General features: G+C 68.2%; 18 protein-coding genes. 11 read left to right on the top strand and 7 right to left on the bottom strand.

The annotated features are described in order from the left end of the window. Nucleotides 1-15: 15 nt before the first annotated feature. From DK368_RS12595 to DK368_RS12590, 3 genes are all read left to right on the top strand, one after another. The gene (locus DK368_RS12595) at nucleotides 16-729 is read left to right on the top strand and encodes a protein tyrosine phosphatase family protein (protein ID WP_114394309.1); all 714 of its coding nucleotides are present in this window, start codon (nucleotides 16-18) and stop codon (nucleotides 727-729) included. Nucleotides 730-1,011: 282 nt separating this feature from the next. Continuing rightward, nucleotides 1,012-1,140: a hypothetical protein gene (locus DK368_RS22300; protein ID WP_275668519.1), complete on the top strand. Its 129-nt coding sequence runs from the start codon at nucleotides 1,012-1,014 to the stop codon at nucleotides 1,138-1,140. 46 nt (nucleotides 1,141-1,186) lie between these two features. Beyond that, nucleotides 1,187-1,939: a hypothetical protein gene (locus DK368_RS12590; RefSeq protein ID WP_155524569.1), complete on the top strand. Its 753-nt coding sequence runs from the start codon at nucleotides 1,187-1,189 to the stop codon at nucleotides 1,937-1,939. Between the two features lie 3 nt (nucleotides 1,940-1,942). On the opposite strand, the gene egtB is transcribed toward DK368_RS12590, so the two are convergent. The 3 genes from egtB to DK368_RS12575 all read right to left on the bottom strand — a co-directional run bounded on the left by egtB (nucleotide 1,943) and on the right by DK368_RS12575 (nucleotide 7,585). Next, nucleotides 1,943-3,271 (bottom strand): ergothioneine biosynthesis protein EgtB, encoded by a 1,329-nt coding sequence (egtB, locus tag DK368_RS12585; protein ID WP_240002477.1) that lies wholly within the window; start codon nucleotides 3,269-3,271, stop codon nucleotides 1,943-1,945. A 270-nt stretch (nucleotides 3,272-3,541) separates the two neighbouring features. Then, on the bottom strand, nucleotides 3,542-6,154 hold the full coding sequence (locus DK368_RS12580; RefSeq protein ID WP_193552288.1) for a glycosyltransferase: 2,613 nt from the start codon (nucleotides 6,152-6,154) through the stop codon (nucleotides 3,542-3,544). A gap of 336 nt (nucleotides 6,155-6,490) precedes the next feature. Continuing rightward, nucleotides 6,491-7,585 carry an alpha/beta fold hydrolase gene (locus DK368_RS12575; protein ID WP_240002476.1) on the bottom strand — a complete coding sequence of 365 codons (1,095 nt, stop codon included), beginning with the start codon at nucleotides 7,583-7,585 and terminating at the stop codon, nucleotides 6,491-6,493. 518 nt (nucleotides 7,586-8,103) lie between these two features. On the opposite strand from DK368_RS12575, the gene phaR reads away from it, so the two are divergent. The 4 genes from phaR to DK368_RS12555 all read left to right on the top strand — a co-directional run bounded on the left by phaR (nucleotide 8,104) and on the right by DK368_RS12555 (nucleotide 12,069). Beyond that, complete coding sequence (gene phaR / locus DK368_RS12570) at nucleotides 8,104-8,721, top strand: polyhydroxyalkanoate synthesis repressor PhaR (protein ID WP_114394306.1); 618 nt, start codon at nucleotides 8,104-8,106, stop codon at nucleotides 8,719-8,721. Between the two features lie 506 nt (nucleotides 8,722-9,227). After that, nucleotides 9,228-9,986: a glucose 1-dehydrogenase gene (locus tag DK368_RS12565; RefSeq protein WP_114394305.1), complete on the top strand. Its 759-nt coding sequence runs from the start codon at nucleotides 9,228-9,230 to the stop codon at nucleotides 9,984-9,986. A gap of 50 nt (nucleotides 9,987-10,036) precedes the next feature. Then, on the top strand, nucleotides 10,037-10,819 hold the full coding sequence (locus DK368_RS12560; protein WP_114394304.1) for an SDR family NAD(P)-dependent oxidoreductase: 783 nt from the start codon (nucleotides 10,037-10,039) through the stop codon (nucleotides 10,817-10,819). Nucleotides 10,820-10,827: 8 nt separating this feature from the next. Next, on the top strand, nucleotides 10,828-12,069 hold the full coding sequence (locus tag DK368_RS12555) for a phosphotransferase (protein WP_240002475.1): 1,242 nt from the start codon (nucleotides 10,828-10,830) through the stop codon (nucleotides 12,067-12,069). On the opposite strand, the gene DK368_RS12550 is transcribed toward DK368_RS12555, so the two are convergent. The 4 genes from DK368_RS12550 to rocD all read right to left on the bottom strand — a co-directional run bounded on the left by DK368_RS12550 (nucleotide 11,993) and on the right by rocD (nucleotide 15,671). Next, a complete protein-coding gene (locus tag DK368_RS12550; protein WP_114394303.1) occupies nucleotides 11,993-12,727 on the bottom strand; it encodes a type 1 glutamine amidotransferase domain-containing protein in 735 nt (244 codons plus the stop codon). The genes DK368_RS12555 and DK368_RS12550 overlap by 77 nt on opposite strands. 164 nt (nucleotides 12,728-12,891) lie before the next feature. Then, nucleotides 12,892-13,374, bottom strand: a complete 483-nt coding sequence (locus DK368_RS12545) for an Lrp/AsnC family transcriptional regulator (protein ID WP_114394302.1) — start codon at nucleotides 13,372-13,374, stop codon at nucleotides 12,892-12,894. Between the two features lie 44 nt (nucleotides 13,375-13,418). After that, nucleotides 13,419-14,351: a dimethylarginine dimethylaminohydrolase family protein gene (locus DK368_RS12540; RefSeq protein WP_114394301.1), complete on the bottom strand. Its 933-nt coding sequence runs from the start codon at nucleotides 14,349-14,351 to the stop codon at nucleotides 13,419-13,421. A 66-nt stretch (nucleotides 14,352-14,417) separates the two neighbouring features. Continuing rightward, entirely contained in the window at nucleotides 14,418-15,671 is a 1,254-nt protein-coding gene (gene rocD / locus DK368_RS12535) for an ornithine--oxo-acid transaminase (protein ID WP_114394300.1), read from the bottom strand. A 334-nt stretch (nucleotides 15,672-16,005) separates the two neighbouring features. Between rocD and DK368_RS12530 the strand changes: the two genes are divergently transcribed. The 4 genes from DK368_RS12530 (at nucleotide 16,006) to DK368_RS12515 (ending at nucleotide 23,714) form a co-directional block, all read left to right on the top strand. Next, nucleotides 16,006-17,229, top strand: coding sequence for a murein hydrolase activator EnvC family protein (locus tag DK368_RS12530; protein ID WP_162306019.1), 1,224 nt, complete (start codon nucleotides 16,006-16,008; stop codon nucleotides 17,227-17,229). 1 nt (nucleotide 17,230) lies between these two features. Next, a complete protein-coding gene (locus tag DK368_RS12525; RefSeq protein ID WP_114394298.1) occupies nucleotides 17,231-18,646 on the top strand; it encodes a S41 family peptidase in 1,416 nt (471 codons plus the stop codon). A 14-nt stretch (nucleotides 18,647-18,660) separates the two neighbouring features. Then, the gene (locus DK368_RS12520) at nucleotides 18,661-19,911 is read left to right on the top strand and encodes a divergent polysaccharide deacetylase family protein (RefSeq protein ID WP_114394297.1); all 1,251 of its coding nucleotides are present in this window, start codon (nucleotides 18,661-18,663) and stop codon (nucleotides 19,909-19,911) included. Nucleotides 19,912-20,210: 299 nt separating this feature from the next. Further along, complete coding sequence (locus DK368_RS12515) at nucleotides 20,211-23,714, top strand: autotransporter domain-containing protein (protein ID WP_162306018.1); 3,504 nt, start codon at nucleotides 20,211-20,213, stop codon at nucleotides 23,712-23,714. The last annotated feature ends 82 nt before the right edge of the window (nucleotides 23,715-23,796 follow it).

Genomic DNA, 23,796 nt, shown 5'->3' with positions numbered 1-23,796 from the left:
GCCAAGGATGAGGGTATGCAGCAGGACGGTTCCAGCACGGGTCCCACCGCGATCGTTCCCGATGCGGCGCCGGCAGCGCCGGCCGAACGGGGCAGCCTGCTCGGGCGCTATCTCAACATGCTGTTCAAGGACCATGCCTTCATCCGCATGGTCTACAAGAACATGTTCCAGATCTCGCCGCGCATGTACCGGTCGAGCCAGCCGACGCCGGCCCATGTGGCCCAGGCGGCCAGGCTGGGCATCAAGACCATCATCAATCTGCGCGGCCGGCGCGACGATTGCGGCAGCTATTTCTATGAAAAGCGCGCCTGTGAACGTCATGGCATCACCCTGGTCGATTTCCCCGTCAATTCCCGCGACGCCCCGAAGAAGGAAAAGCTGATCGAGGCGCGGGAGATCTGGAACCGCATCGAGTATCCCGCCCTGATGCACTGCAAGGCCGGGTCCGACCGTGTCGGCTTCATGAGTGCGCTCTACATGTTCGTGCATGAAGGTGCGCCGGTGGAGCAGGCCATGAAGCAGCTCCATTGGCGCTATGGCCATCTGCGCCACGCCAAGACCGGCATCCTGGACGCGTTCTGGGAGAGCTACCGCGACTACAACGCCAAGACGCCCACCGATTTCTACACCTGGCTCGATACGGTGTATGAACCTGTCAGCTTCAAGGCCTCCTTCATGGCCGGCTGGTGGGCCAGCCTGCTGATGGACCGGCTGCTGAAGCGGGAATAATCCGTCCCGACCCAGGCGGACAGGCGGTGTTCCGGACCGGCGGCATTGCGATGGCTGCCGCCGGTCTTCGGCCTATGCTGAGGGATAGGCGTATCGGCCGCGCCGGGTGGAGGGTGTCGGCCAAGCCGCTGATTCCGAAAGAAAAACTGGATCAGACCGGCGGACCGCCTCGCTGCGCCGGCGACAACGTGAACCTGTGGATATGTTCTCTCCCTGCCGTTGCCGGGCGTAGGCTTCCTCCCAAGGCAGTTGACTGCCGCATCCTGTCCCGGGGAGGACGCCATGTTCATCGAAATGGTTCTGCTGCTGATCTCGGGCCTGTTCCTGTCCATGTTCGCCGATCAGCTGAGCGACGCCTTCCGTCCCGTTGCCGTCGAGCGCCGGCGCCATTCGGCGCTGCCCAAGCGCTGAGACTGGGATCAGCCCAGGATCGCTTGCCTTTCGGGGGAGATGGCCCGTGTCGATCCGGATGACGGCGCTCTGCGCCGCACTGATGATGGCTGCGCTCTGTGGCGGCGCCCGTGCCGATGATTTCGCCATTGACAGCCCGTCGGTGGATGCGGGCGTGCTGCAATGGGAGATGCGGGCTGCCCAGTCCCGCGACGGCGATCCCGCCGCCGATGGCGACCGGGTGGTCACCACCTCCCTCAGCTACGGCGTCGGGCCGTGGCTGCAGCTGTCGCTGACCGGCCAGTGGGAACGCCCGCCAGCGGAAACCCCGTCGCTGGAGCAGGTCGCACCGGCCGCGCTGCTGCGGCTGACCCGGCCCGGCGAGGCCTGGGTCGATCTGGGGCTTTCCGTCGAATACGGGATTGCCGCCCACAAGGGCGACCCCGATACCGTCTCGGTCGGATTTCTGGCGGAGAAGGGCATCGGCCCCCTGACCACCACGCTCAATCTCTGCTTTTCCCGCGATGTCGGTGCCAACAGCGAGTCCGCCATCTTCGGCACCTATGCGCTGGATCTGCGCTATGACTGGGCCGAGGCGTTCAGCCCCGGCCTCCAGTTCTTCGGTGATCTGGGCAAGGCCGCGCGGCCCTTCCGTCACCTCGACCGGCACACCCATTATGCCGGGCCGGTGGCGACAGGCTCCGTGGCCCTGGGCGAGGGCCTGTCGCTGGAGTACGAGGCCGGCTACCTTTTCGGCCTCACCCGGCGCAGCCCCGACGGGGCCTGGAAGGCCATGCTCAGCGTCAGCATGGCTCTCTGAGCGTCAGACATCCTCCACCAGCCGGATACCCGTCATGTGCAGGCGGACATGGGGGGCCAAGGCGTGGCGGGTGGTGGCCCGGACCATGTCGGCCGGGGTGAGGGCGCTGCCGCCGCGCAGGGCGAAGCGGCCACCGATGGCCACATCCGCATATTCGCCGATGGCCATGTCGCCCGGCTGGTGCCGGGGATAGGGGGCGAAGGCGCTCTGGGTCCATTCCCAGGTGTCACCGAACAGCTGCCACGGACCGGTGTCGCGGGCCGCGGCCACCGCCGGATGGTAGCGGCCATGGTCGAGCAGATTGCCCGTCGGCATCCGCTCCGCCGCCACGATCTCCCACTCGGCCTCCGTCGGCAGGCGGCGGCCGTCCCAGCGGGCGAAGGCGTCGGCCTCGTACCAGCTGACATGGCAGACCGGTTCCTCCACATCCAGAAGACGCGTGCCTCCCAGGGTGAACTGGTGCCAGACGCCGCCGCGCTTGAACCAGTAGAGCGGCGCATTCCAGCCCTCGCGCTGGGCCAGGGTCCATCCATCGGGATGCCAGAGTTCGCGCCGCGTATAGCCGCGGTCCTCCATGAACTCCAGATATTCCCCGCCGGTGACCAGCCGCCCGGCGAAGCGGAACGGGGCGACGAAGACGGGATGCCGCGGTGTCTCGGCTTCGGGTGCCGGGGTGTCCTGGCCGATTTCCACCAGCCCGCCTCCATGCTGGAACCAGCCCTGTCCGGGGGCGGCCGGAACGGCGCCGGGGCCGGTGCCGTGATAGGCCGGGCGCAGCGGGTTCATCCAGAAGGCCTGTTTGATGTCGGCCAGGATCAGTTCCTGGTGCTTCTGTTCATGCAGCAGGGCCAGATCGAGGCGACGGGCCACGGCGGGCCACTGGGCCGAGGGGACATCGGCAATCAGGCGCAGGATCGCGGCGTTGACATGATCGCGGTAGAGCTGGACCTCATCCGCCGAGGGGCGGGACAGCAAGGCCCGCTGGGAGGCGGGATGACAGGTGTCCGCCGGTTCGGTCAGGGCGTTGAACAGATAGGTGAAACGGTCGTCGAACGCAGTATAGCCGGTGGCGAAGCGTTCCAGCACGAACCGCTCCAGGAACCAGGAGGTGTGGGCCAGATGCCATTTGGTCGGGCTGCAGTCCGGCCCCGCCTGCACCATCTGGTCTTCCGGGGTCAGCCGTGCCGCCAGCTGACTCGACAGGGTGCGGATGCGGCGGAAACGGCTGGTTATCAGCGGCCGGCTGTCGGTTTCCGGTCTTGGCGCAGCGCGTCCTGCCTCATCCGCGCGATCCCGGTGGTCGGAGGTCACACTTCGCAGCCCATTCATCATCCTTCGTTTCCCCCTCTGGTCAACCCAGGGTTTTACCCCGGTCCGTCCGCTCAAGGGTGGGTGCGCACCCCGGTGGAGACATTGAACGCCACCGGGGAGAGGGAGGGACAGCGCGCACATTAGTTAGGGATGAACTCCGTCGGGGGAGGGGGTTCCCCGGAGGGTCTATGTCGCTTATCCGCAGAAACGCGAGGTCCTGAAAAAAAGAACGCCTCCTGCCCGGGGGCGGGAGGCGTCCGCTGTCGAATGGAGGACGGTTGCCCGATGGGCCTATTCCGCCCCGGCGGCGGCTTCGGCATCCTTCTTCTTCGGGGCCGGCAGCCCGTTGACGGTGGCGACGGCCAGGGCGGCGATGTAGGGCAGCGACTGGACCACCAGCATCAGCGCCCAGATATAGGCGTCACGGTTGTCGCCGCCTTCCTTCCAGGCCACGGCCACGGCAGTGATCCACAGGCCCAGCATCAGCATCACCTCCTCCTTGGCGTAGAGGAAGCCCTGGATCAGGGCCGGCTGGTCCTCGCATTTCGGCGTGCGCACGAAGGGACGGCCCTTGGTGAACAGGCCCTGCCAGACGGCGCGGCCCACGGTATGGGTCAGGGCCATGCCGGCGATGGCGGCGCTGATCTTGTCGGCGAAGCTGCACTTCACCCGCGCCTCGTAGAGCCAGAGGCCGCACAGCACCTTGAAGAAGAAGACGCTGAGCGTGGGCAGGATGAAGACGGTCGGCGGGAACTCGAAATAGCGCGGCAGGAACAGCAGGCCCAGCGACCACAGGATGCCGCCGACGACGAAGCCCATATGGGCAGCGTCGGCGAACCAGGGCAGCCAGCCCGTGACGAAATGGTACTTCTGGCCGAAGGTCAGGGTCTTGCCGCTGGGCAGGAACTCGCGCCAATGCCGCTTGATGATCTGCACGGCGCCATAGGCCCAGCGGAAGCGCTGGGTCTTGTAGCCGGCGAAGCTGTCCGGCACCAGGCCCTGGCCGAAGCTGTCCGGCATATAGACGCTTTCCAGCCCCTTCTCGAACAGGCGCAGGCCCAGTTCGGCATCCTCGCAGATGCACCATTCGGCCCACCAGCCCACCTCTTTCAGGATGCTGGTGCGGATCTGGGTCATGGTGCCGTGCTGGATGATGGCGTTGCGCTCATTGCGCTGCACCATGCCGATATGGAAGAAGCCCTGATATTCCCAGTTGATCATGCGGTGGAATGGATGATCGTTCCACTCCCGGTAATCCTGCGGCGACTGCACGAAGGCCACCTTGGGATTCTGGAAATAGGGCACGGTGCTGGACAGCCAGTCCGGCGTGACCTGGTAGTCACTGTCGATGACCGCCACCACCTCGGCGTCCGGCGCCGTGACCGCCAGCGCGAAATTCAGGGCGCCGGCCTTGTAGCCCGGCCATTTCGGCAGATGGAAGAAGCGGAAATGGGGGCCGAGCTTGCGGCAATGCTCCTCCAGCGGCTTCCACACCTCCTCGTCCTTGGTGTTGTTGTCGATGACCAGGACTTCGAAGTTCGGATAGGTCATGGCGGCCAGCGCGTTAAGCGTCTCGATCACCATGTGCGCCGGTTCGTTGTAGCAGGGCACATGGATGGAGACCTTGGGCGCATAGCCGGAACTGTCGTCGCGGATCGGCGTGAATCTGCGCTTGAAGCGGCTGGTCCAGACCACCTCGGTCAGCTCAAGGCCATCGATCAGCATCACCGCCAGCAGGATGAGCTGCGCCAGCATCAGGATGCTGAAGGCCACGGTGGACATGGTGTTCATGCCCGTGGTCATGGCCGAGGTGGCGGTCCAGACCAGACCCGAGGCCACGGCCTGGATCAGGGCGCCATAGAACAGCTGCCCGGCCGGCTTCAGATCGTCGCGGCGCAGCACGAACCAGAACATGGGCAGGAAGGCCAGCACCGTGGCAATGGCGCAGAGCACCGGCCAGCCCGGCACCTCGAACACCTGGCCCTCCATGGGGAACTTCAGGTGGCGCTTGGCATCCCAGATGCCCCAGTTGGCCTCGGCGGCGCCGCCGATGGCCCGCTTCCAGGGCTGGTCGAACGCCTCCATGATGTAATAATCCCAGCGGTTCTCGCCGGCCAGATTCAGGAACTTGCGGATGAAGTCGGCCTGATTCTGGCGGCTGGCCTCGGCGCCGCCGCGATAGGGGCCGTCCGACGGCCAGCCGGCTTCGCCGATCAGGATGTGCTTGCCGGGAAAGCGCGTCTTGATGCGGTTGTATTCCTGCAGCACCTGCTGCATGGCCTGCTCGATCGGCACCTTCTCCCAATAGGGCAGCAGATGGATGGTGATGTAGTCCACCGCATCGGCCAGCTCGGGATGCTCATGCCAGACATAGGGCGGCTCGGCCGTGGAAACCGGGACGTTGACCTGCCGCTTGACCCGCTCGATGTAGTCGATCAGCTGCGAGATCTCCAGATCCCCGCGGAACATGACCTCGTTGCCCACCATCACCCGCTTGATGGTGTCGGGATGGGTGCGGGCCATGCGGACGAGGTTGTTGATCTCCTGCTCGTTGACGGCCAGGTTGCCGTCCAGCCAAGCGCCGGCCGTGACCTCCAGCCCCACCCGGGATGCCAGCTCGGGGATCTGCTCGAAGCCGTTCAGCGATGAATAGCTGCGGATGGAGCGGACATAGGGGGCCACCACCCGCACATCGCGCTCGATCTCGGCGCGGCTGGGGAACTTCCTCTCGATCGGACCCTGGTTTTCCTGATAGGGGCTGAAGGCGACGCCGGCAATGGTGCCGGACCACAGCTTCTCCAGTTCGGCCGGACGGTTCGACAGCGACCAGCCCAGGATGTTGCCCAGGACCAGCAGGATCAGGACGATCCAGGCCGAACCGCGCATCTTCAGAATATTGCGCATCGCTCTCTCAATGCCCCTTCACGAACGCCACCGGATTAGCGCCCCGGCGGGCCTCTGGCTCCATCCCGCCCCTGCCAGGAGGGACGGTGGAGCCAGAGAAGACAACAGCAATGGCGTCCGTTTTTGGTATTTTCGTGATACCCCGGTGATCCTGCCGGAGAGGCTGGCCCGCATGCTCCGCATGCCGGCGCTCCACCGCGCAGGGTCGAACCACCATAAGCAAATCCACAGCAGCGTCCAGAGGCGGGCCTCTGCGTCCACGCTCTGTCACCCGTGCTTGCAAAGAACGGCACAAGGGTGCCCGTGGGTTCCACCGCTGAAGACTTGCCCGATGCTTCAGCGTCCGCCAGCGGAATGGGTGACCAGCCAGTCGCGCAGGGGCGCCCACATCGCGGCCTCGGCCGTGGCGCTGACGATCATGCCGATATGGCCCAGCGGCGGCGTCCAGCAGTCGGCGCCCGGGATGGCCGACGCCAGGGCCGTGGCCGAGCCGGGGGGCACGATGCGGTCGCGGGCCGGCACCACCACCAGCGCCGGCAGCCGCAGACCCTGCGGCCGGACCGGTTGACCCTCGACGCACCAGCGGCCGGCCGCCGGGTCGTTGCGGCCGTACCAGCCCTCCAGGCACTCCCGCGCCACGGCGGCCGGCAGGGGGACGCCGTCATTCAGCCAGTCCTCCAGCGCCACGAACTCCTCCACCTCGGGCGCGTCCGGCGGCAGGGTGGCGAAGCGGGTGAATTTCTTCAGGGCCAGAAGCGGATCGAGCTGGGCGAACAGGGTCTGGAGAGCATCCACCGGCAAGGCCCCGAGCAGGTGCAGGGCCGGTTCGAACACCGGCAGGGCCGCAGCAGTGCGGCGCGCCCCGGCGGGATCGTCGGCGTGGAAGTCCCAGGGGGTGGCCAGGGCCACGAAGCAGGCGAAATCATCGGGCTGACGCAGTGCCGCGGCCAGGGCCAGATTGCCGCCCATGCAATAGCCGACCAGCGCCGGCCGTGCCCCGCCCAGAACCTGCCGGGCCGCGGCAACGGCCCGGCCCAGCCGCCCGGCGATGACGTCGGTCAGGGTGAAGCCGCGTTCCTGGCCGCCCGGTGCGCCCCAGTCCAGCAGCAGCGGCCGGAGCCCGTGGGCCGCCAGCCAGCGCAGCAGGCTCTTGCGGGCTGACAGATCCAGGATATAGCCGCGGTTGACCAGCGAGGGCACGAACAGCACGGGCATGCCGCTGCCGCCGAAATCCAGCAGCCGGGTGCTGCCCTCCTGCCACGGCACCGGAGGGTCGGCGAGGTCGCGGCGATAGGGGTGATGCCGGTAACGCTCCAGCCCGGTCAGGAACAGGTCAAGGCGTCGGCGCATCTCCCGGTCGACGGCGGCGGCCAGACTCTCCGGCGGGACGTTTGCGAGGTCCGCGCGCAGTGCGGCCACCTTGTCCGCCATCGCCCCTGACCAGGGCAGCGACCTGTTGTTCAAGAGCGGCAACCCGCCCGGCGAGCTCAGCAAGACCGTCAGGGCACTGCCCAGGTGGAGGTTCAGCGGGCGTGGACCCAGACGGGACCGGGGTCGGGGCGGAGGGGGACTCATGGCCGGACTTCCGCGCTGCGGCAGCGGCGGACCCGGGCGGTGACATACCCGGACCCGCCGACAGGAACGGATTGAGCATCAGGGCCGACTGGCCCATGGCCTGGGCCATGCGGGCGACGCTGTCGGCCATGTCGGGATCGGCACTGACTGTGGCCCACTGCTCCTGCCACAGATCCAGATAACGCCGGGCCAGATCCTCCAGCGACGGGGGCTCCTCGCGCGACATCGAACGCATTTCCTTCCGCTCTGTCTGGGGTTGCGACGTCATAACCCTTCGGGCATGCCGGGGCATGGCCGCGGGATGCTTGCGCTGCGAATGCGAAATCGCGTACTTCTAGCGATAACGGGACGAACATCGCCGGGAAGCGCCTTCGATGGCCGAGAAAGAAGAGACCAAACCCGCGCCGGTGACCATCAAGAAGTACGCCAACCGGCGCCTCTATAATACCGCGACCAGCAGTTATGTGACCCTCGATCATCTGTGCCAGATGGTCAAGGATGGAACCGATTTTGTCGTCTACGACGCCAAGACGGGGGATGACATCACCCGCTCGGTGCTGACGCAGATCATCGTGGAGGAAGAGGCCAAGGGGCAGAACCTGCTCCCCATCCCCTTCCTGCGCCAGTTGATCAGCTTCTATGGCGACAACATGCAATGGCTCGTGCCGCGCTATCTCGAGCACAGCATGCAGTCCTTCACCCGCAACCAGGAAAAGATGCGGGACTATTTCCAGAACGCCTTCGGCGGGGTCTTCCCCTTCGGCACGTTCGAGGAGATGGGCAAGCAGAACATCGCCATGTTCGAACGGGCCATGCGCATGTTCAGCCCCTTCGCCGGCAGCGAGGGCGGCCTCGTCAAGCCGGAGGGGACGCCGGCCACGGCGGCGCCCGAACCGCGCAAGGCCGTCGACGACAAGTTCGGCGAATTGCAGAAGCGCCTGGATGAGCTGCAGTCGCAGCTGGAGAATCTGACCCGGCGCAAGGGCGACTGACCGCCCGCAATTCCGGAGAAAGGCGCGGGCGGCTTCGGCCGCCCGTCGCATGTCCGGGGGCCATTGGCGCATCATCCTTCGCCTGCGGATCAGGGGCGGGGAAGCGGGCGTTAGGCTGGGGCATGCCGCCCCACCTGCCCATTCCCGCCGGAGCGTCCCAGACCGCGCTGCCACGCCGCCAAGGACCGGGGCCGCCGACCCCGCTGATCATCGAGGGGGACTGGCGGGCATCACCCCCCGGCCCCGGACCGCCCTGTCCGCCGCCATCCGCCCTGCCGCCACCGCCAGACCGTGCGGCTTTCGCCCGGGCCTGCCGCGCCTATGACCGGCGCGCCCGCGCCGCCGGGCCGGTGACCGGGCCCGGCATCCAGATAGCTCCGGTCTGACCGGCATGCATATTTTCAGCACCACCGCAGAGAAGCATTTTCGTCCCGCACAAGCTGGGCTATCGTCCGGCAAAGGCCGACCTCGATGCCGGCCGTAACAACAAACACGGGAGGATGCCCATGAGCGGGCGCATGCAGGACAAGGTCATTATTGTCACCGGCGCGGCCTCGGGAATCGGGCTAGCCACGGCGCGCCGTCTGGCGCAGGAAGGCGCCAAGGTCGTGATGACCGACCGCAACCCGGCCGGTGAGTCCGCCGCCGCCGCCATTCCCGGTGCCCTGTTCCTCAGCCATGACGTCACCAGCGAGGCGCGCTGGGTCGAGGTGGTGCAGGCCACGCTCGACCGCCATGGCCGCATCGACGGGCTGGTCAACAATGCCGGCGTCGGCTCGATGAAGACCATCGAGGAGGAGACGCTGGAAGGCTGGCGCTTCGTCCACGCCGTCAATGTCGAAGGCGTGTTCCTGGGCTGCAAGCACGCCATCCGCGCCATGAAGACCACCGGCGGCGGCGCCATCGTCAACCTGTCCTCGGTCGCCGGCCTGATCGGCGCGCCCATGCTGCCGGCCTATTGCTCCAGCAAGGGGGCGGTGCGACTGCTGACGAAGTCGGTGGCCGTCTATTGCGCCGGCGCCAATTACAATATCCGCGTGAACTCGGTGCATCCGTCCTTCCTGCAGACGGCCATGGTCGAGCAGATGATCGCCGGCGCCCCCAACCCGGAGAAGATGCGCCGCGGGCTGGAAACCACGGCGCCGCTGAACCGCATGGGTGAGGCCGAGGACGCCGCCAACATGGTGCTGTTCCTGCTGTCGGACGAGGCCAAGTTCGTCACCGGCGCCGAGTTCGTGGTCGATGGTGGCACCACCGCCCGCTGAGCGGCGCGGCAGTCCCATAAAACAAAAATACTTCGGGAGGAGCAGTCCAGATGAGCAATCCCCTGTTCGACCTGACCGGCAAGGTCGCCCTGATCACCGGCTCCAGCCGCGGCATCGGCAGATCCATCGCCGAGGAGTTCGCCCGCGTCGGCGCCAAGGTCGTGATCTCCTCGCGCAAGCAGGAGGCCTGTGACGCCGTGCGGGCCGAGATCGAGGCGGCGGGCGGCGAGGCCATCGCCGTTCCCTGCAACATCGGCCGCAAGGAGGAACTGGAGCGGCTGGTGCGGACGACCCTGGACACCTGGGGCCGCATCGATGTGCTGGTGGCCAACGCCGCCATCAATCCGGTCTATGGTCCGCTGGCCGGCGTCAGCGACGAGGCCTGGGACAAGATCATGGGCACCAACCTGCGCAGCACCTGGCAGCTGTGCAACCTGCTGATCCCCGGCATGGTCGAGCGCAAGGACGGCAGCGTCATCATCCTGTCCAGCATCGCCGGCCTGCGCGGCAATCCGGTCATCGGTGCCTATGGCGTGTCCAAGGCGGCCGAGGCGGCCCTGGTGCGCAATCTGGCGGTGGAGCATGGCCGCGCCAATGTGCGCGTCAACGCCATCGCGCCCGGCATCATCGAGACCGATTTCGCCAAGGCTCTGACCGATAATCCCGACATTGCCAAGGCGGTAATGCGCCGGGCGCCGCTGGGCCGCTTCGGCACACCGGTGGAGATCGCCGGCGTGGCGCTGATGCTGGCCGGGGCCGCGGGCCGTTTCGTCACCGGGCAGGTGATCGTCGCCGATGGCGGCGCCACCATCGGCGATCCCACGGCGGTCTGAGGCCGGCCATGACGGGCGCCATCCTCATCGATGTGCTGCCGCAGCACCGCTTCGACGAAGCGGCGCTGTGGTCCCATCTCACCGCCGCCCTGCCGGACTTCCGCACCCCGGCCACGCTGCAGCAGTTCCAGGGCGGGCAGAGCAATCCCACCTTCCTGATCACCGCGGCGGACGGGCGCAAGCTGGTGCTGCGCAAGAAGCCGCCGGGCACGCTGCTGCCCAGCGCCCATATGGTCGAGCGGGAGTACCGGGTGATGCGGGCGCTGGCCGGCACGGCGGCGCCGGTGCCGTCGGTGCGGCTGCTGTGCGAGGATGCGTCCGTCATCGGCACGCCCTTCTATGTCATGGACCATGTGGATGGGCGCGTGCTGACCGATGTGGCCCTGGCCGGCATGGCGCCGGCGGAGCGCGCGGCCATCTACGACGCCATGAACGCCACGCTGGCCGCCCTGCACGGGGTGGACTGGCAGGCGGCGGGGCTGGGCGATTTCGGCAAGCCGGACCAGTATGTGGCCCGGCAGGTGGAGCGCTGGTCCAAGCAGTATGCGGCGGCCCGGACCGACGAGATCCCGGCCATGGACCGGCTGATGGCGTGGCTGCCCCGCCATGTGCCGGCGGGGGACGAGACCACCATCGCCCATGGTGATTTCCGCCTGGGCAATCTCATGCTGCACCCGACGGAACCGCGGGTCGTGGCCATCCTGGACTGGGAACTGGCCACGTTGGGCCACCCGCTGTCGGATCTGGCCTACAACTGCATGGCCTATCACCTGCCGGCGGGGATCAAGGAGTTCCCGGGGCTGAAGGGGTTGGACCTGCCGGCCCTGGGCATCCCGTCGGAAGCCGATTATGTGGCGGCCTATTGCCGGCGCACCGGCCGCGACGGCATTCCCGACTGGCCCTTCTTTCTGGCCTTCAGCTTCTTCCGCATCGCCAGCATCTGCCAGGGCGTCTATGCCCGGGCGCTTGCCGGCAATGCCGCGGACCGCAAGGCCCGGATGTATGGCGAGGTGGCGCGCGCCACCGCCGAGGGGGGCGGGAGCTGCGTGAGGGGAGAGGGGGCAACCCCGCGCCCGGAGCCGAACACCCCGCGCCTGTGTCACAAGGGGAAGGCGCGGGGAGGGGCGGGCAGCGGCTGGGGAGCCGCTGCCCGCTTTCATTCCCCATGCCGGCTTACCGACCGCCGTCCGCCAGGGCCTCCAGCACCAGTGCCGCCACCTTTTCCGAGGATTGCGGGTTCTGGCCGGTGATGAGGTGACCGTCGCGCACGGCGAAGGGCTGCCAGTCCGGTCCGCTTTCGTAGCGGCCGCCCAGCTGCTTCAGCCGGTCCTCCAGCAGGAAGGGGACGACCCGGGTCAGGCCGACGCCCTCTTCCTCGCTGTTGGTGAAGCCGGCGACACGGCGGCCGTCGACGATGGGCTTGCCGTCGGCGCGGCGGGCCGAGACCAGGCCGGCCGGTCCGTGGCAGACGGCGGCGACGACGCGGCCGGCATCGAACTGGCGGCCCAGCAGCCGGGCCAGGGTGGTGCTCTCCGGCAGGTCCCACATGGTGCCGTGTCCACCCGGCAGCAGCACGGCATCGAAGGTCTGGTCGGCCACGCTGTCCAGCGACGGACTGTTGCGTGCCACCGCCATGGCCTGTTCATCGGCCAGGAAACGGCGGACGGAGGCGGGGACCTCCTGCTGTCCGGCCGGCTCGTCTCCGTGTCCCTGTCCGGCGTCCGCCGGGACGCTGCGCGGATCGAAGGGGATGGGGCCGCCCTTGATCGACACCAGCGTGACCGTGGCGCCGCCATCGACCAGGGCGTAATAGGGCGTGGACAACTCTTCCAGCCAGACGCCGGTCCTGTGTCCGGTCGTGCCCATGTCGGCATGGGAGGTGGTCACCACGAGAACAGTCTTGGCCATTGCTTCGGCTCCTGCGGTTTCACTGCCACATCGTCATCGCGGGACGGCCCTGCCGGGGCCGCCGCCGTTGCGTGGCAGGGAGATGGGAGCGCAGCACCGCCGGCGGAAGGGGGGATGGAGCCATCCGCCCCATCACATCGGCGTGTCGGCCTGGCGCCGGGCCGTCAGGGCGGGGAGTCGAAGATCGGCAGCGGGCCGGTGTCGCGCACCGGACGCAGCACGATGTTGCTGGTGACACGGCTGACACCCAGCTGCACCTCGTCGATCCAGCCCTGGGTCAGGGCCTGATAGGCGGCAATGTCCGGGCAGACCAGCTTGGCGATGTAGTCGTATTCGCCGCTGACCTCGAAACACTCGACGACTTCCGGCGTCCCGCGCAGGGCGCGCTCGAACAGCAGGCGGGCTTCGCGGCCGTGGCGCTCCAGGCTGATCTGGGCCAGGACGACGACACAGGATTGCAGCCGCCGCAGATCCAGCACCGCCTGGTAGCGCTGGATCAGCCCCTCCCGCTCCAGCCGGCGCACCCGGTCCAGGCAGGGGCGGGGGGACAGCCCCACCCGCTCCGACAGGGCCTGGTTGGTGATGCGGCCATCGGCCTGGAGTTCGCGCAGGATGCGGATATCGATCTGGTCGAGCTTGCGGCGCATGCGGGCTGTATACCCCGAACGCCGGCCGGCCACCAGACGGCGCCTCAGTCCCCGGCGGCTGCCAGCGATCCGGCCTCTGCTCCCAGAAGGGCGGTGGCAGTGCCCCGCAGCGACGGGCGGTCCAGCCGCAGCACCAGGCACCAGGCGGAGCCGCCGGACAGGCCGAAACTGCGGATCGGCACCTCATGGACCTGATAGCCGCGTTCGGCCAGCATGGATTTCAGCCGGGACGAGGCCTCGGCCAGCACGATGTCGCGGTCCAGGTTGACGGAGTTGCAGGCCAGCTTGGCCGCATCCTCCATCGGCACCTCGATCAGCCGGTCGGTGCCGACGATCTCCCGCAATTGGCCCTGGCCCTGGGCGGAAAAGGCGCAGGGCACCCACATCACCTCGCCGCCGGCCAGCGGGTTCAGGCAGGTGTCCATATGGTAGAAGCGGGCATCCACCAGCTCCAGCGGCACCACCGCCTCGCCGAACAGCTCCGCCACCAGCGGCGCCGCCGCCTTGTCCGAGCGGAAGCCGTGGCCGAGGAAGAACATCTCCCGCCCGCGGTCATGCACACAGTCGCCGGCGCCTTCCAGGCAGAGGCCGGGGGGCATGTCCACCACCTGCCGCACCAGCCCGCGGGCCGCCAGCTGCTCGAAGGCCCGGCGGAAATGGGCGGTTTCGCCCTGGCGCTCGGCATGGCGGAAGCTGGCCACCAGCACGGTCCCGTCCAGCGCCACGGCGGCGTTGGCGGTGAACACCATGTCGGGCAGGGCCGGCTGGGGCGGCACCAGCTCGATGGCGGCCCCCAGCCGCTCCAGCGTGTGGCGCAGCATGGACCAGCCGTCGCGGGAGCGGCCGGTCAGCTCGTCGCGCCGGGACGACCACTGGTCCGGGTGCATCCAGGGATTGATGCTGTACCTGACCTCGAAATGCTCCGGGGCGCACATCAGGATGCGGGCGCGCGGGGTGGCCGGCCGGTGGTCCTGCATGGAAGTCTGCCTCTTGGCTGCCAGGGCGGTTGGGAAAGGGCGGATGCGGGTCTGCCGGCAGGCGGGTCAGGCCGGCGCCGGCACGGACGCGGAGGGGGAGGTGGCCAGGGCGTCAAGGCTTTCCGCCAGACGGTCGACGGCCCAGTCCAGCTCCTCCCGGGTGATGACCAGGGGCGGGGCCAGACGGATCACCGTTTCGTGGGTTTCCTTGCTCAGGACACCCCGGCGCATCAGGTCCTCGCAGACGGCGCGGGCGGACACACGGGCCGGGTCGATCTCCAGGCCCAGCCACAGCCCCTTGCCCCGCACATCCCGGATCAGCGGTGAGGAGAGCGCGTGCAGCCGCCGCCGCAGATGCTCGCCCAGCTCGGCCGAGCGCTGCACCAGCCCTTCCTCTTCGATCACGATCAGCGCCTCCAGCCCGACGGCGGCGGCCAGCGGATTGCCGCCGAAGGTGCTGCCATGGTTGCCGGGCTTGAACACGCCGATGACATCGCGGCGGGCGACGAAGGCCGACACCGGCAGCACGCCGCCGCCCAGGGCCTTGCCCAGGCAGAGGCCGTCGGGCTTCACCCCCTCATGCTGGTGGGCGAACCAGCGTCCGGTGCGGCCCAGGCCCGACTGGATCTCGTCCAGGATCATCAGCACATTGTTCTGGTCGCAGAGCCGGCGCACGGCGGCGAGATAGCCGGCCGGCGGCACCACGATCCCGGCCTCGCCCTGGATCGGCTCCAGCAGCACGGCGGCGGTGTTCGGGGTGATGGCGGCGGCCAGTGCGTCCGCGTCGCCATAGGGCACCAGGCAGAAGCCGGGGGCGAAGGGGCCGAAGCCGTCCCGGTACTCCGCCTCGCTGGAGAAGCCGACGATGGTGGTGGTGCGGCCGTGGAAGTTGCCGTGGGCGACGATGATCTCGGCCTGATCGCGGGCGACGCCCTTGACCGTGCCGGCCCAGCGGCGGGCGGCCTTGATGGCGGTCTCGACAGCTTCGGCGCCGGTGTTCATGGGGCAGGCGCCATCAAGCCCGGTCAGGTCGCACAGGCGGGCCAGGAACGGGCCGAGCCGGTCGGTGTGGAAGGCGCGGGAGACGACGGCCACCTGTTCCGCCTGCCGTTGCAGCGCCGCCAGGATGCGGGGATGGCCATGGCCGGTGTTCACGGCGGAATAGGCCGACATCATGTCGAGATAACGCCGCCCGTCCGTGTCCCAGAGCCAGACGCCCTTGGCGCGGGAGATCACCACCGGCAGGGGCTTGTAATTGCGGGCGCACCAGCGCTCCTCGACGGCGATGGCATCGGCTGCGGTCGTTGCGCGCATGTCCATGGGCGGCCTCCCTGCCTGCGTCCGTATCTGTCTTCAGTCCAGCATGGCAAAGGGCCGCAGCCGAAACGGCTGAAGGCGGCGGATGCGGCGACAGGATCGGCCACGCCCCACCCGCCGCCCGCCCGATCCGGTGGTGCCTGCGATCCGAACCGATTGGGACATTCGTGGGCCGGGGGCGGCACATATCCGCTGCTAGGCATCGACGCGGGCGTGGTGTGCCCCTAGTATGCCGCCCCGTCGATGCATATGTGGCGGCCGCAGCATGGCCCCGCCGGAGTGACCAGGTCCCTGTCCGCTGATGGTTTCATCTCGTCCGCCGATACCGGCCCCGGCCGTGACCGCAGTGCCAGCCCTGGTGCTGATGCTGCTGCTCGGAAGTGGCGGCGCGGCCGTCGCGGCCAAGGACGACCCGGCCCGGCAGCTGGACAGCGTGCAGAAGGATCTGAAGGCCGGGCAGGCCCGGCAGCAGGAACTGGACGCCCGTGCCGAGGCGCTGGAGAAGGAGCTGGCGGATCTGCGCGCCAAGCTGATCCAGTCCGCGGAGGAGTCGCGGCGCCAGGAAGAGGATCTGGCCCGGCTGGAACAGGCGCTGGATGGCCTTGCCCGGGATGAGCAGCAGCGCAGCGCCCGCATCGAGGCCGACCGGGCGGCCTTGGCCGAGCTGCTGGGTGCGCTGCAGCGCTTGTCGCGGGTCCCGCCCGAGGCGTTGATCGCCCGGCCCGGTGCGCCCGCCGATACGGTGAAGAGTGCCTTGCTGCTGCGGGCGGCGGTGCCGGAGCTGAAGGCGCGGGCCGATGCCCTGTCCGCCGAGCTGGCCGGGCTGGCGGCCGCACGGGAGAAGCTGGCGGCCCAGCGCCGACGCACGGAAGTGGCGGCGAAAGCCCTGGCAGCCCGGCAGGCGGAGATGCAGCGTCTGGCCGCCAAGCGCGAGGCGCTGTTGAACGCCACCGACGCCGAGCGGCAGCAGGTGGTCCAGCGCGTGGCCGCCCTGGCGACCCAGGCGGCCGATCTCAAGGATCTGCTGGAAAAGCTGGAGGCCGAGCGCCGCGCCGCCGAGGCCCGGCGGCAGGCCGCCGAGGCGGCCAAGCGGGCGGCGGCCGAGGCGGAACGCGAACAGCGGGCCAAGCAGAAGGTGGCACAGCTCGGCCGCGCCCCGGGAAAGTCAGATTTGGGCGGCATGGTGCTGCCCGTCGGCGGTGAGGTGCAGACCCGCTATGGCGAGCAGGATAGTCTCGGCACCACCAGCCGGGGCGTCACGCTGACCGGGCGGGCCGGCAGCGCCGTGGTGGCGCCCTATGAGGGATCGGTGATGTTTGCCGGCCCGTTCAAGGGCTATGGGCTCATCTTGATCCTGGATCACGGCCATGGATATCATTCCCTGCTGGCCGGATTGGGAAAGATCGACGCCGGTGTCGGCCAGAGGGTGCTGACCGGCGAGCCTGTGGGCACCATGGCGGGTGATGGCCGTCCGACATTGTATTTCGAACTTCGCCGGGGGGGGCAGCCGATCAACCCCCTGCGCGGCCTCGCGGCTTCCGACGGCAAAGGACAAGGGTGACATGACGAAGCTTTTCTCCACGGTGGCCGCAGCGGCTCTGCTGATGATGGTGCCGGCCTGCGCCGAGGCGCAGAACAAGACCCCGGTCAAGGCGGACACCTACAAGCAGCTGGACCTGTTCGCCGATGTGTTCGAGCGGGTGCGCTCCGAATATGTGGAGGAGGTTTCCGACGAGCAGCTGATCGAGGCGGCCATCGACGGCATGCTGACCTCGCTGGACCCGCATTCCAGCTTCCTCAACAAGAAGAACTTCGAGGATATGCGGGTGCAGACCCGCGGCGAGTTCGGCGGCCTGGGCATCGAGGTCACCAGCGAGAGCGGGGTGGTCAAGGTCATCTCCCCCATGGACGACACGCCGGCCTTCCGGGCCGGGGTGCAGCCCGGCGACTACATCACCCACCTCAACGATGAACCGATCGTCGGCCTGTCGCTGAACGAGGCGGTGGAGAAGATGCGCGGCCCCGTGGGCAGCGACATCAAGCTGACCATCCGCCGCGGCCAGTCGCCCGACCCGATCCAGCTGACGCTGACCCGCGCCGTGATCAAGGTGCAGTCGGTCCGCTATCGTGTGGAGGCGGAGAATATCGGCTATATCCGTGTCTCCAGCTTCAACGAGCAGACCCAGCCGGGGCTGGAAAAGGCCATCAAGGCCATCAAGGAGAAGGTCGGCGACAAGCTGGCCGGTTATGTGCTGGACCTGCGCAACAATCCGGGCGGCCTGCTGGATCAGGCCATCTCCGTGTCCGATACCTTCCTGGACAAGGGCGAGGTGGTCTCGACCCGTGGCCGCGACCCCAACAAGAGCGAGCGCTACAACGCCAAGCCCGGCGACATGACCGGTGGCCTGCCGGTGGTGGTGCTGATCAATGGCGGCTCGGCCTCGGCCTCGGAGATCGTGGCCGGTGCGCTGCAGGACCATAAGCGGGCCATCATCATGGGGACCCAGAGCTTCGGCAAGGGATCGGTCCAGACCATCATCCCGTTGCAGGGGCAGGCCGGTGCCATGCGGCTGACGACGGCGCGCTACTACACGCCCAGCGGCCGCTCGATCCAGCAGTTGGGCATTTCGCCCGACATCGAGGTGCAGCCGGCCCGGGTGGAGGAGATCGCCCAGGGCATGCGCCGGCGCGAGGCCGACCTGCCGCATTCCCTGCGCAACACCGATCCCGACGCGGCCAAGCGCCAGCAGCAGCCGGCGCCGCAGCCGGGAGCGCAGCCGCCGGCCGCACCGGCCACGCCGCCGGGCACCGGTGCCCCTGGAACCCCGACCAGCGAAGCCGCGCCGCCGACGGGGGGCGATGGTCAGGCGACGGCCCAGGCCCCCGGTGCCGATCAGCCGGTGGATTACCAGCTGGCCCGCGCCGTGGATCTGCTCCGGGGCGTCTCGCTTTTCGCCACCAGCAAGCATGTGAACTGACGGGCTGAGGCATCGTGGCCCGCTTGTCCCTGCGCAGGAAGCCGGTTGAGGCCGAAGCCCTTCCCCCGTCGGAAGGGCCGCCCTCGGCGGCTATTCTGGCGGCCCGCTTCGGCGTCGAGCACCCGGCCTCGGCCCGGTCGGAGGCGCGGCCCGGCCTGTTGGCGCGCTGGCGCCGTCCGACCGCGGATGGCGGTGGTGGCCCCCGCCCCCCGCGGCCGACGGGCTTCCTGGTCACCAGCCTTGTCCTGGTCGCCGGCCTTGCCGCCGTGGCCGGCTGGCTGGTCGGGGGCGCCGACGACACGGCCTCCCGCCGCGTGGCGGCGGAGCAACCCCGGGCCACCGCCGACATTCTGCTGCCCGATGGCAGCAAACGCTTTCCCGATCCGGTGCCGGCGGCGGAGGTGGCCGTCGATCCCGTCGATCCCGTCGATCCCGTCGATATGGATGTGGAACTGTCGCCATCCCGGAACGAAGCCCTGCTGGAACGCGGAAGGGCCGGTTTCCTGCCGAAGATCGGCCCCGACGGGCTGGCACCCTGGCAATATTATGCGCGCCCCTTCCCGCAGAATGATCCGCGTCCGCGGATCGCCCTGGTGGTGACCGGTATGGGCCAGTCCATCGCCCAGACCGAATCCGCGCTCGACCGGCTGCCCGGCGTGGTGACCTTCAGCTTCGTGCCGCAGGTGGCCGGTCTGCAGGACATGATCGACCGGTCCCGCCGGGACGGCCATGAGGTCCTGCTGGCCGTGCCGATGGAGCCGCTGGGCTTTCCCCGCAACGATCCGGGGCCGGGTGCCCTGCTGACGGCCTTGAGCGACGAGGAGAATGTCCGGCGTCTCGAGGATGTGATGGCCAAGGCCACCGGCTATGTGGGGCTGACGGCCAAGACGGACAGCGGCACCAAGTTCCTGACCCGGCGCGAGAGTGTCGAGGCGACCCTGGCCCAGGTGAAGCGCCGCGGGCTGATGTTCTTCGATCTGTGGCAGGTGCGCGAGAGCTTTGCCACGCGCGTGGCGGACCAGGTGCAGATGCCGCGCGCCGTCAGCGATGTGCAGATCGACCGGGTGGCCAGCCCGCAGGCCATCGAAGCCCAGCTGGCGGAGCTGGAACGGTTGGCCAAGGCCAACGGGATCGCGGTCGGTTTCATCGAGGCGCAGAACCCCGTGTCGATCGAACGGGTCGCCGCCTGGACGGTGGGGCTGCGCGACCGCGGCATCGTCCTCGCTCCGCTGACCGCCGTGGCCGGACGGCAGCCGACCCGGTAGAGCATCCGCCGGCAGGGCCGATCCCCGAGTCGTACCTATTGCACCGGCCGAGACCAGCGGTTGTTTGGCGACGCCGACGGGCTGTCGCGCGAGGCGACCACGACCGTATGCCTTTGGTGGGGGGCGCTGCGGCACGGAACCGCCACAGTCCCGTTCCTTCGCGTGGCGGTGGTAACCTTTCGGTTATAATTCGCTTGCGAAATCCGAAAGGACGCGGTCTCGTAGACCGGTCATAAGCACTCCGGTGGGGACCGGATGTGCAGGGGTAAAGTCTGGGAGCGAAAATGAGGAATAGTGCGATGCGGCCGCGCCTGCGCGCGGCGTCTCTGCTTGGCTGCGTCAGTGCCACGGCGCTGCTGGCCTTGGCAGCCGCTGGTCCGGCAGGCGCCGTTGTCGCCCGCGATGATCAGGCGGGCGCGGGAAGCGTCACCATCCCTTCCATGAATAATCTCACGGTCAATAACGTTCCTGCCGCCGCCTTGGTGGACAAGAATAATCTCTACAGCTATGTCGGCCGTCTTCTGGTTGATCTTCAGCCGATCTTGGGTGAAGGCTATGGCGGCAGCTGCACCGGCACGCTGATCAATCCGCGCTTCTATATTACGGCTGCGCATTGCGTGAACGACTATGCCGCCGAGCGGTATGGCGTTGGTGGCGACCTTCGGGCCGGCGTGAGCTTCGCGGTGGCGCCGAACGCCAACAGTGCGGCGCTGAACTGGCTCGCCGGTCAGGCCAATACCGGCTATGTCGACGTCGTCGACGTTCAGATCCATCCCAGCAATATCGAATTCCAGCAGGCCGATATCGCCATCCTGGCGCTGAAGACGCCGGTGACCAATGTCGGCTTCGGCAATCTGCTGATCTCGCCGGTCGACCAGGGCAGCCTTATCACCATGGTCGGGTACGGCCGGACCGGCAGCGGCACCAGCGGCGGCACCGTCAACTCGACGATCCGGCGCGTGGGCGAGAACACGCTGGGCCTGCGTGGCTCCATCGACGATCTGATCCTGACCCTGTTCGGTGAAACGGAAGGGCTGCCGCAGACCCTGTACTGGGCCGACTTCGACGATCCCACCTATGTGACCCAGGGGCAGGACCGCTACCGCGCCAACCCCTATGACTTCGACCTGTTCCCGGGTGCCGCGGTTCCCAACGAGGCGGTGACCGCCCAGGGTGATTCCGGCGGGCCGCTGTTCGCGACGATCAACGGCCAGAAGGTGCAGATCGGCGTGCTGTCGGGCGGCTACCGCTTCTTCCGCGGACAGGAGTTCGGGGCCTACGGCACCGCCAGCTTCTGGCAGCCGGCCTATCTCTATGCCAACTGGATCGCCCAGAACAATCCGTACCGCTATATGGGCGCCAAGGCCGGGACCTTCACCTGGGGCGACAAGGCGGCATGGACCGAGTATCTCGATCCGGCCTTCGTGATGCTGGCCGACGGCAAGCTGGTCAATGCGCTGCCGGCCACCGATCTGGGGGCCACCCCGACCAATCCGCAGGGCACCATCAATGATGGCTCGCTGGCACCGGCGGCCGGCAAGGTGGCCAGCGCGGACGTGACCAGCGTGGCCGCCGCCGCCGCGTCGTCCACCATCACCCTGACCGCCAACACGGATGCCACCCGCGGCAAGCCGCAGATCGCCGAAGGGGCGGCCCATGGGGCCAGCCCGGAGGTCGCCGAGGGCGCCGCCCAGGCCAGCCCGACCACGGCGGAAGGCCAGGCCCAGGGTCCCGCCACCGCCGTCGCCACGCCCATCGGCCTGGAGGTCAGCAAGTTCGAGGCCGACAACAGCGCCGGAACACAGGACAGCCAGCCCGTTGCCGATTCGGCCGCCATGGCGGCGCCGACGATTCCGGGCATCATCAGCGCCGGTCCCACCGGGAGTGTGCTCGGCAACTTCAACATCAGCGTGCCGAACAACGATTACGGAACCGTCCTGGGCACGCTGCAGAATGGCCTGCCGAATGTCAGCGCGGCCCGCTTCTATGATGTCCGTCTGGCCAATGCCACCGATCTGACGGTGACGGGCAACACCGCCTACACCATCGACCGGCTGAATCTGGTCAACCAGAATGCCCGCCTGACCGTGGCCCAGGCTGGCCGGCTGACCATGGAGATCGGTGCGGCCATGACGGCCGGCACGCTGGCGGTCAACGGTACCTTCGCGCCCAACCTGTATCTGCAGACGGGCGGTACGCTGACCGGCACGGGCACGATCCAGACCAATGGCGCCCTGATCAGCGGCGGTGCCGTCATCCCCGGCAGCCTGACCAGTGTCGGCACCCTGACCATCGCGGGCAATACCGCCTTCGGCAGCCAGTCACTGCTGGTGATCAATGCCGGCGCCGGCAACACCTTCAGCCGCCTGAACGTCACCGGTTCGCTGACGCTGGGCGGCGCGCTGGCGCTGAACGCCCTCAACGGCTATATCCCGACCTATGGTCAGACCCTGGCCGTGGTTGCCGCCACCAACGGTATCGATGGCAACTTCTCCTCCAGCGTCTCCAACATCGGTGTGCTGGTGCCGACGATCCGCGTGGCCAACGGTGTGGCCACGGCCATGGTCGATGCGCTGCCCTATGCGGCCACGGCGACCCCGAGCAGCCAGAGTGGCAAAGCATTCGCCAAGACGCTCGATGCGGCCCGCGCCGGCAACTACACCGCCCTGAAGGGTGTCTATGACAGCCTCGACCCGCGGCCGGTCAATCAGTTGGGTGCCGCGCTGGACAGTCTCGCTCCGGACGTGGTCGGGCAGGCCCAGAGCAATGCCCGGGCGCAGATGGGCTTCCTGGCCAAGGGTCTGGGCAGCCGCATCAACGCCGCGCGTAACGGCGCCCAGGGCGTGACCATGGCCGGTCTGGCCCCGAAGCTGATGAATGAGGGGGGCGAGGGCCGTGCGGCGCTGCTGGCCCTGCAGAACGATCCCGAGACCCAGGCCAAGGGCGAGGCCCGCGAGAAGCTGGCCGATCTGAAGGAGGGCTACGGCCTGTTCTTCGATCTGCGCCACATGGATGGTGACGGGCGGCTGATCTCGGGCCGCAAGAGCGACCTGTCCAACACCCAGGCCACCATCGGCCTGGACAAGATGATCACCGACAAGCTGCTGGCCGGCGTCGCGTTCACGTATGGCTGGGGCGATAGCACCGACAAGGCGCTGGGCGCCAAATCCGACAACGATACCTATGCCGCCAGCGCCTATGGCAGCTACTTCGACGGTCAGTTCTTTGCCGAGAGCTATCTGTCGGTGGGCAAGGCCAAGGCGGATACCAGCCGTGTGGCCCTGGGCAGCGTGCTGAAGGGCGATACGGACGGCACGCTCTGGGCCGGCGGTGGCGCGCTCGGTTTTGATCATTACGCCGGTGCGGTCGGTATCCAGCCGTTCATGCGCTATGATTTCGCCTCGGCCAAATTCGGGGCCATCGATGAAAAGGGTGGGGCTGCGGCCCTGCGCTTCGACTCCAACCGGGTGTCCATCAGCGAGTGGCGTCTGGGCACGACGCTGTACAGCAAGCTGGATCTGGGTGACGGCATGCAGCTGCGTCCGCAGCTGACGGCCAGCTATGTGCGCGATTTCAACCACAAGGCCGACGGCGCCCGGTCTGCCAGCTTCGCCGCCGCGCCGACGGTGATCGTCAACGGCTTGGCCACCACACCGCGTGATCGCGATTGGGTGGAACTGTCCGGTGGTCTCGACCTGCAGGTGAGCGACATGACCTCCATCAGCCTGTCCTATGAGGCCACGGACGGGCGTGACGACCTGAAGACCCACGCCTATGTGGGATCGGTCCGCATCCGCTTCTGAGCGGGCGTGGCCTGACAATCAAGGGCGGTTCCCTCCGGGGGGCCGCCCTTTTTCTTTGGGATGCTCCGCCTGTACCGCGTTC

Origin of the sequence: Oleisolibacter albus (assembly GCF_003336875.1) — a bacterium.
Lineage (GTDB): Bacteria > Pseudomonadota > Alphaproteobacteria > Azospirillales > Azospirillaceae > Niveispirillum > Niveispirillum album.
This window is presented reverse-complemented; position numbering and strand designations above follow the sequence as displayed.

Bases quoted from the DNA above. Each gene is read 5' to 3' on its own strand.
- DK368_RS12555 (WP_240002475.1), top strand. From the start codon at position 10,828: ATGACGGGCGCCATCCTCATCGATGTGCTGCCGCAGCACCGCTTCGAC.
- DK368_RS12595 (WP_114394309.1), top strand. From the start codon at position 16: ATGCAGCAGGACGGTTCCAGCACGGGTCCCACCGCGATCGTTCCCGAT.
- egtB (WP_240002477.1), bottom strand. From the start codon at position 3,271: ATGATGAATGGGCTGCGAAGTGTGACCTCCGACCACCGGGATCGCGCG.
- DK368_RS12515 (WP_162306018.1), top strand. From the start codon at position 20,211: ATGCGGCCGCGCCTGCGCGCGGCGTCTCTGCTTGGCTGCGTCAGTGCC.
- DK368_RS12575 (WP_240002476.1), bottom strand. From the start codon at position 7,585: ATGGCGGACAAGGTGGCCGCACTGCGCGCGGACCTCGCAAACGTCCCG.
- DK368_RS12525 (WP_114394298.1), top strand. From the start codon at position 17,231: ATGACGAAGCTTTTCTCCACGGTGGCCGCAGCGGCTCTGCTGATGATG.
- DK368_RS12580 (WP_193552288.1), bottom strand. From the start codon at position 6,154: ATGCGCAATATTCTGAAGATGCGCGGTTCGGCCTGGATCGTCCTGATC.
- phaR (WP_114394306.1), top strand. From the start codon at position 8,104: ATGGCCGAGAAAGAAGAGACCAAACCCGCGCCGGTGACCATCAAGAAG.
- rocD (WP_114394300.1), bottom strand. From the start codon at position 15,671: ATGGACATGCGCGCAACGACCGCAGCCGATGCCATCGCCGTCGAGGAG.
- DK368_RS12540 (WP_114394301.1), bottom strand. From the start codon at position 14,351: ATGCAGGACCACCGGCCGGCCACCCCGCGCGCCCGCATCCTGATGTGC.
- DK368_RS12545 (WP_114394302.1), bottom strand. From the start codon at position 13,374: ATGCGCCGCAAGCTCGACCAGATCGATATCCGCATCCTGCGCGAACTC.
- DK368_RS12560 (WP_114394304.1), top strand. From the start codon at position 10,037: ATGAGCAATCCCCTGTTCGACCTGACCGGCAAGGTCGCCCTGATCACC.
- DK368_RS12565 (WP_114394305.1), top strand. From the start codon at position 9,228: ATGAGCGGGCGCATGCAGGACAAGGTCATTATTGTCACCGGCGCGGCC.
- DK368_RS22300 (WP_275668519.1), top strand. From the start codon at position 1,012: ATGTTCATCGAAATGGTTCTGCTGCTGATCTCGGGCCTGTTCCTGTCC.
- DK368_RS12550 (WP_114394303.1), bottom strand. From the start codon at position 12,727: ATGGCCAAGACTGTTCTCGTGGTGACCACCTCCCATGCCGACATGGGC.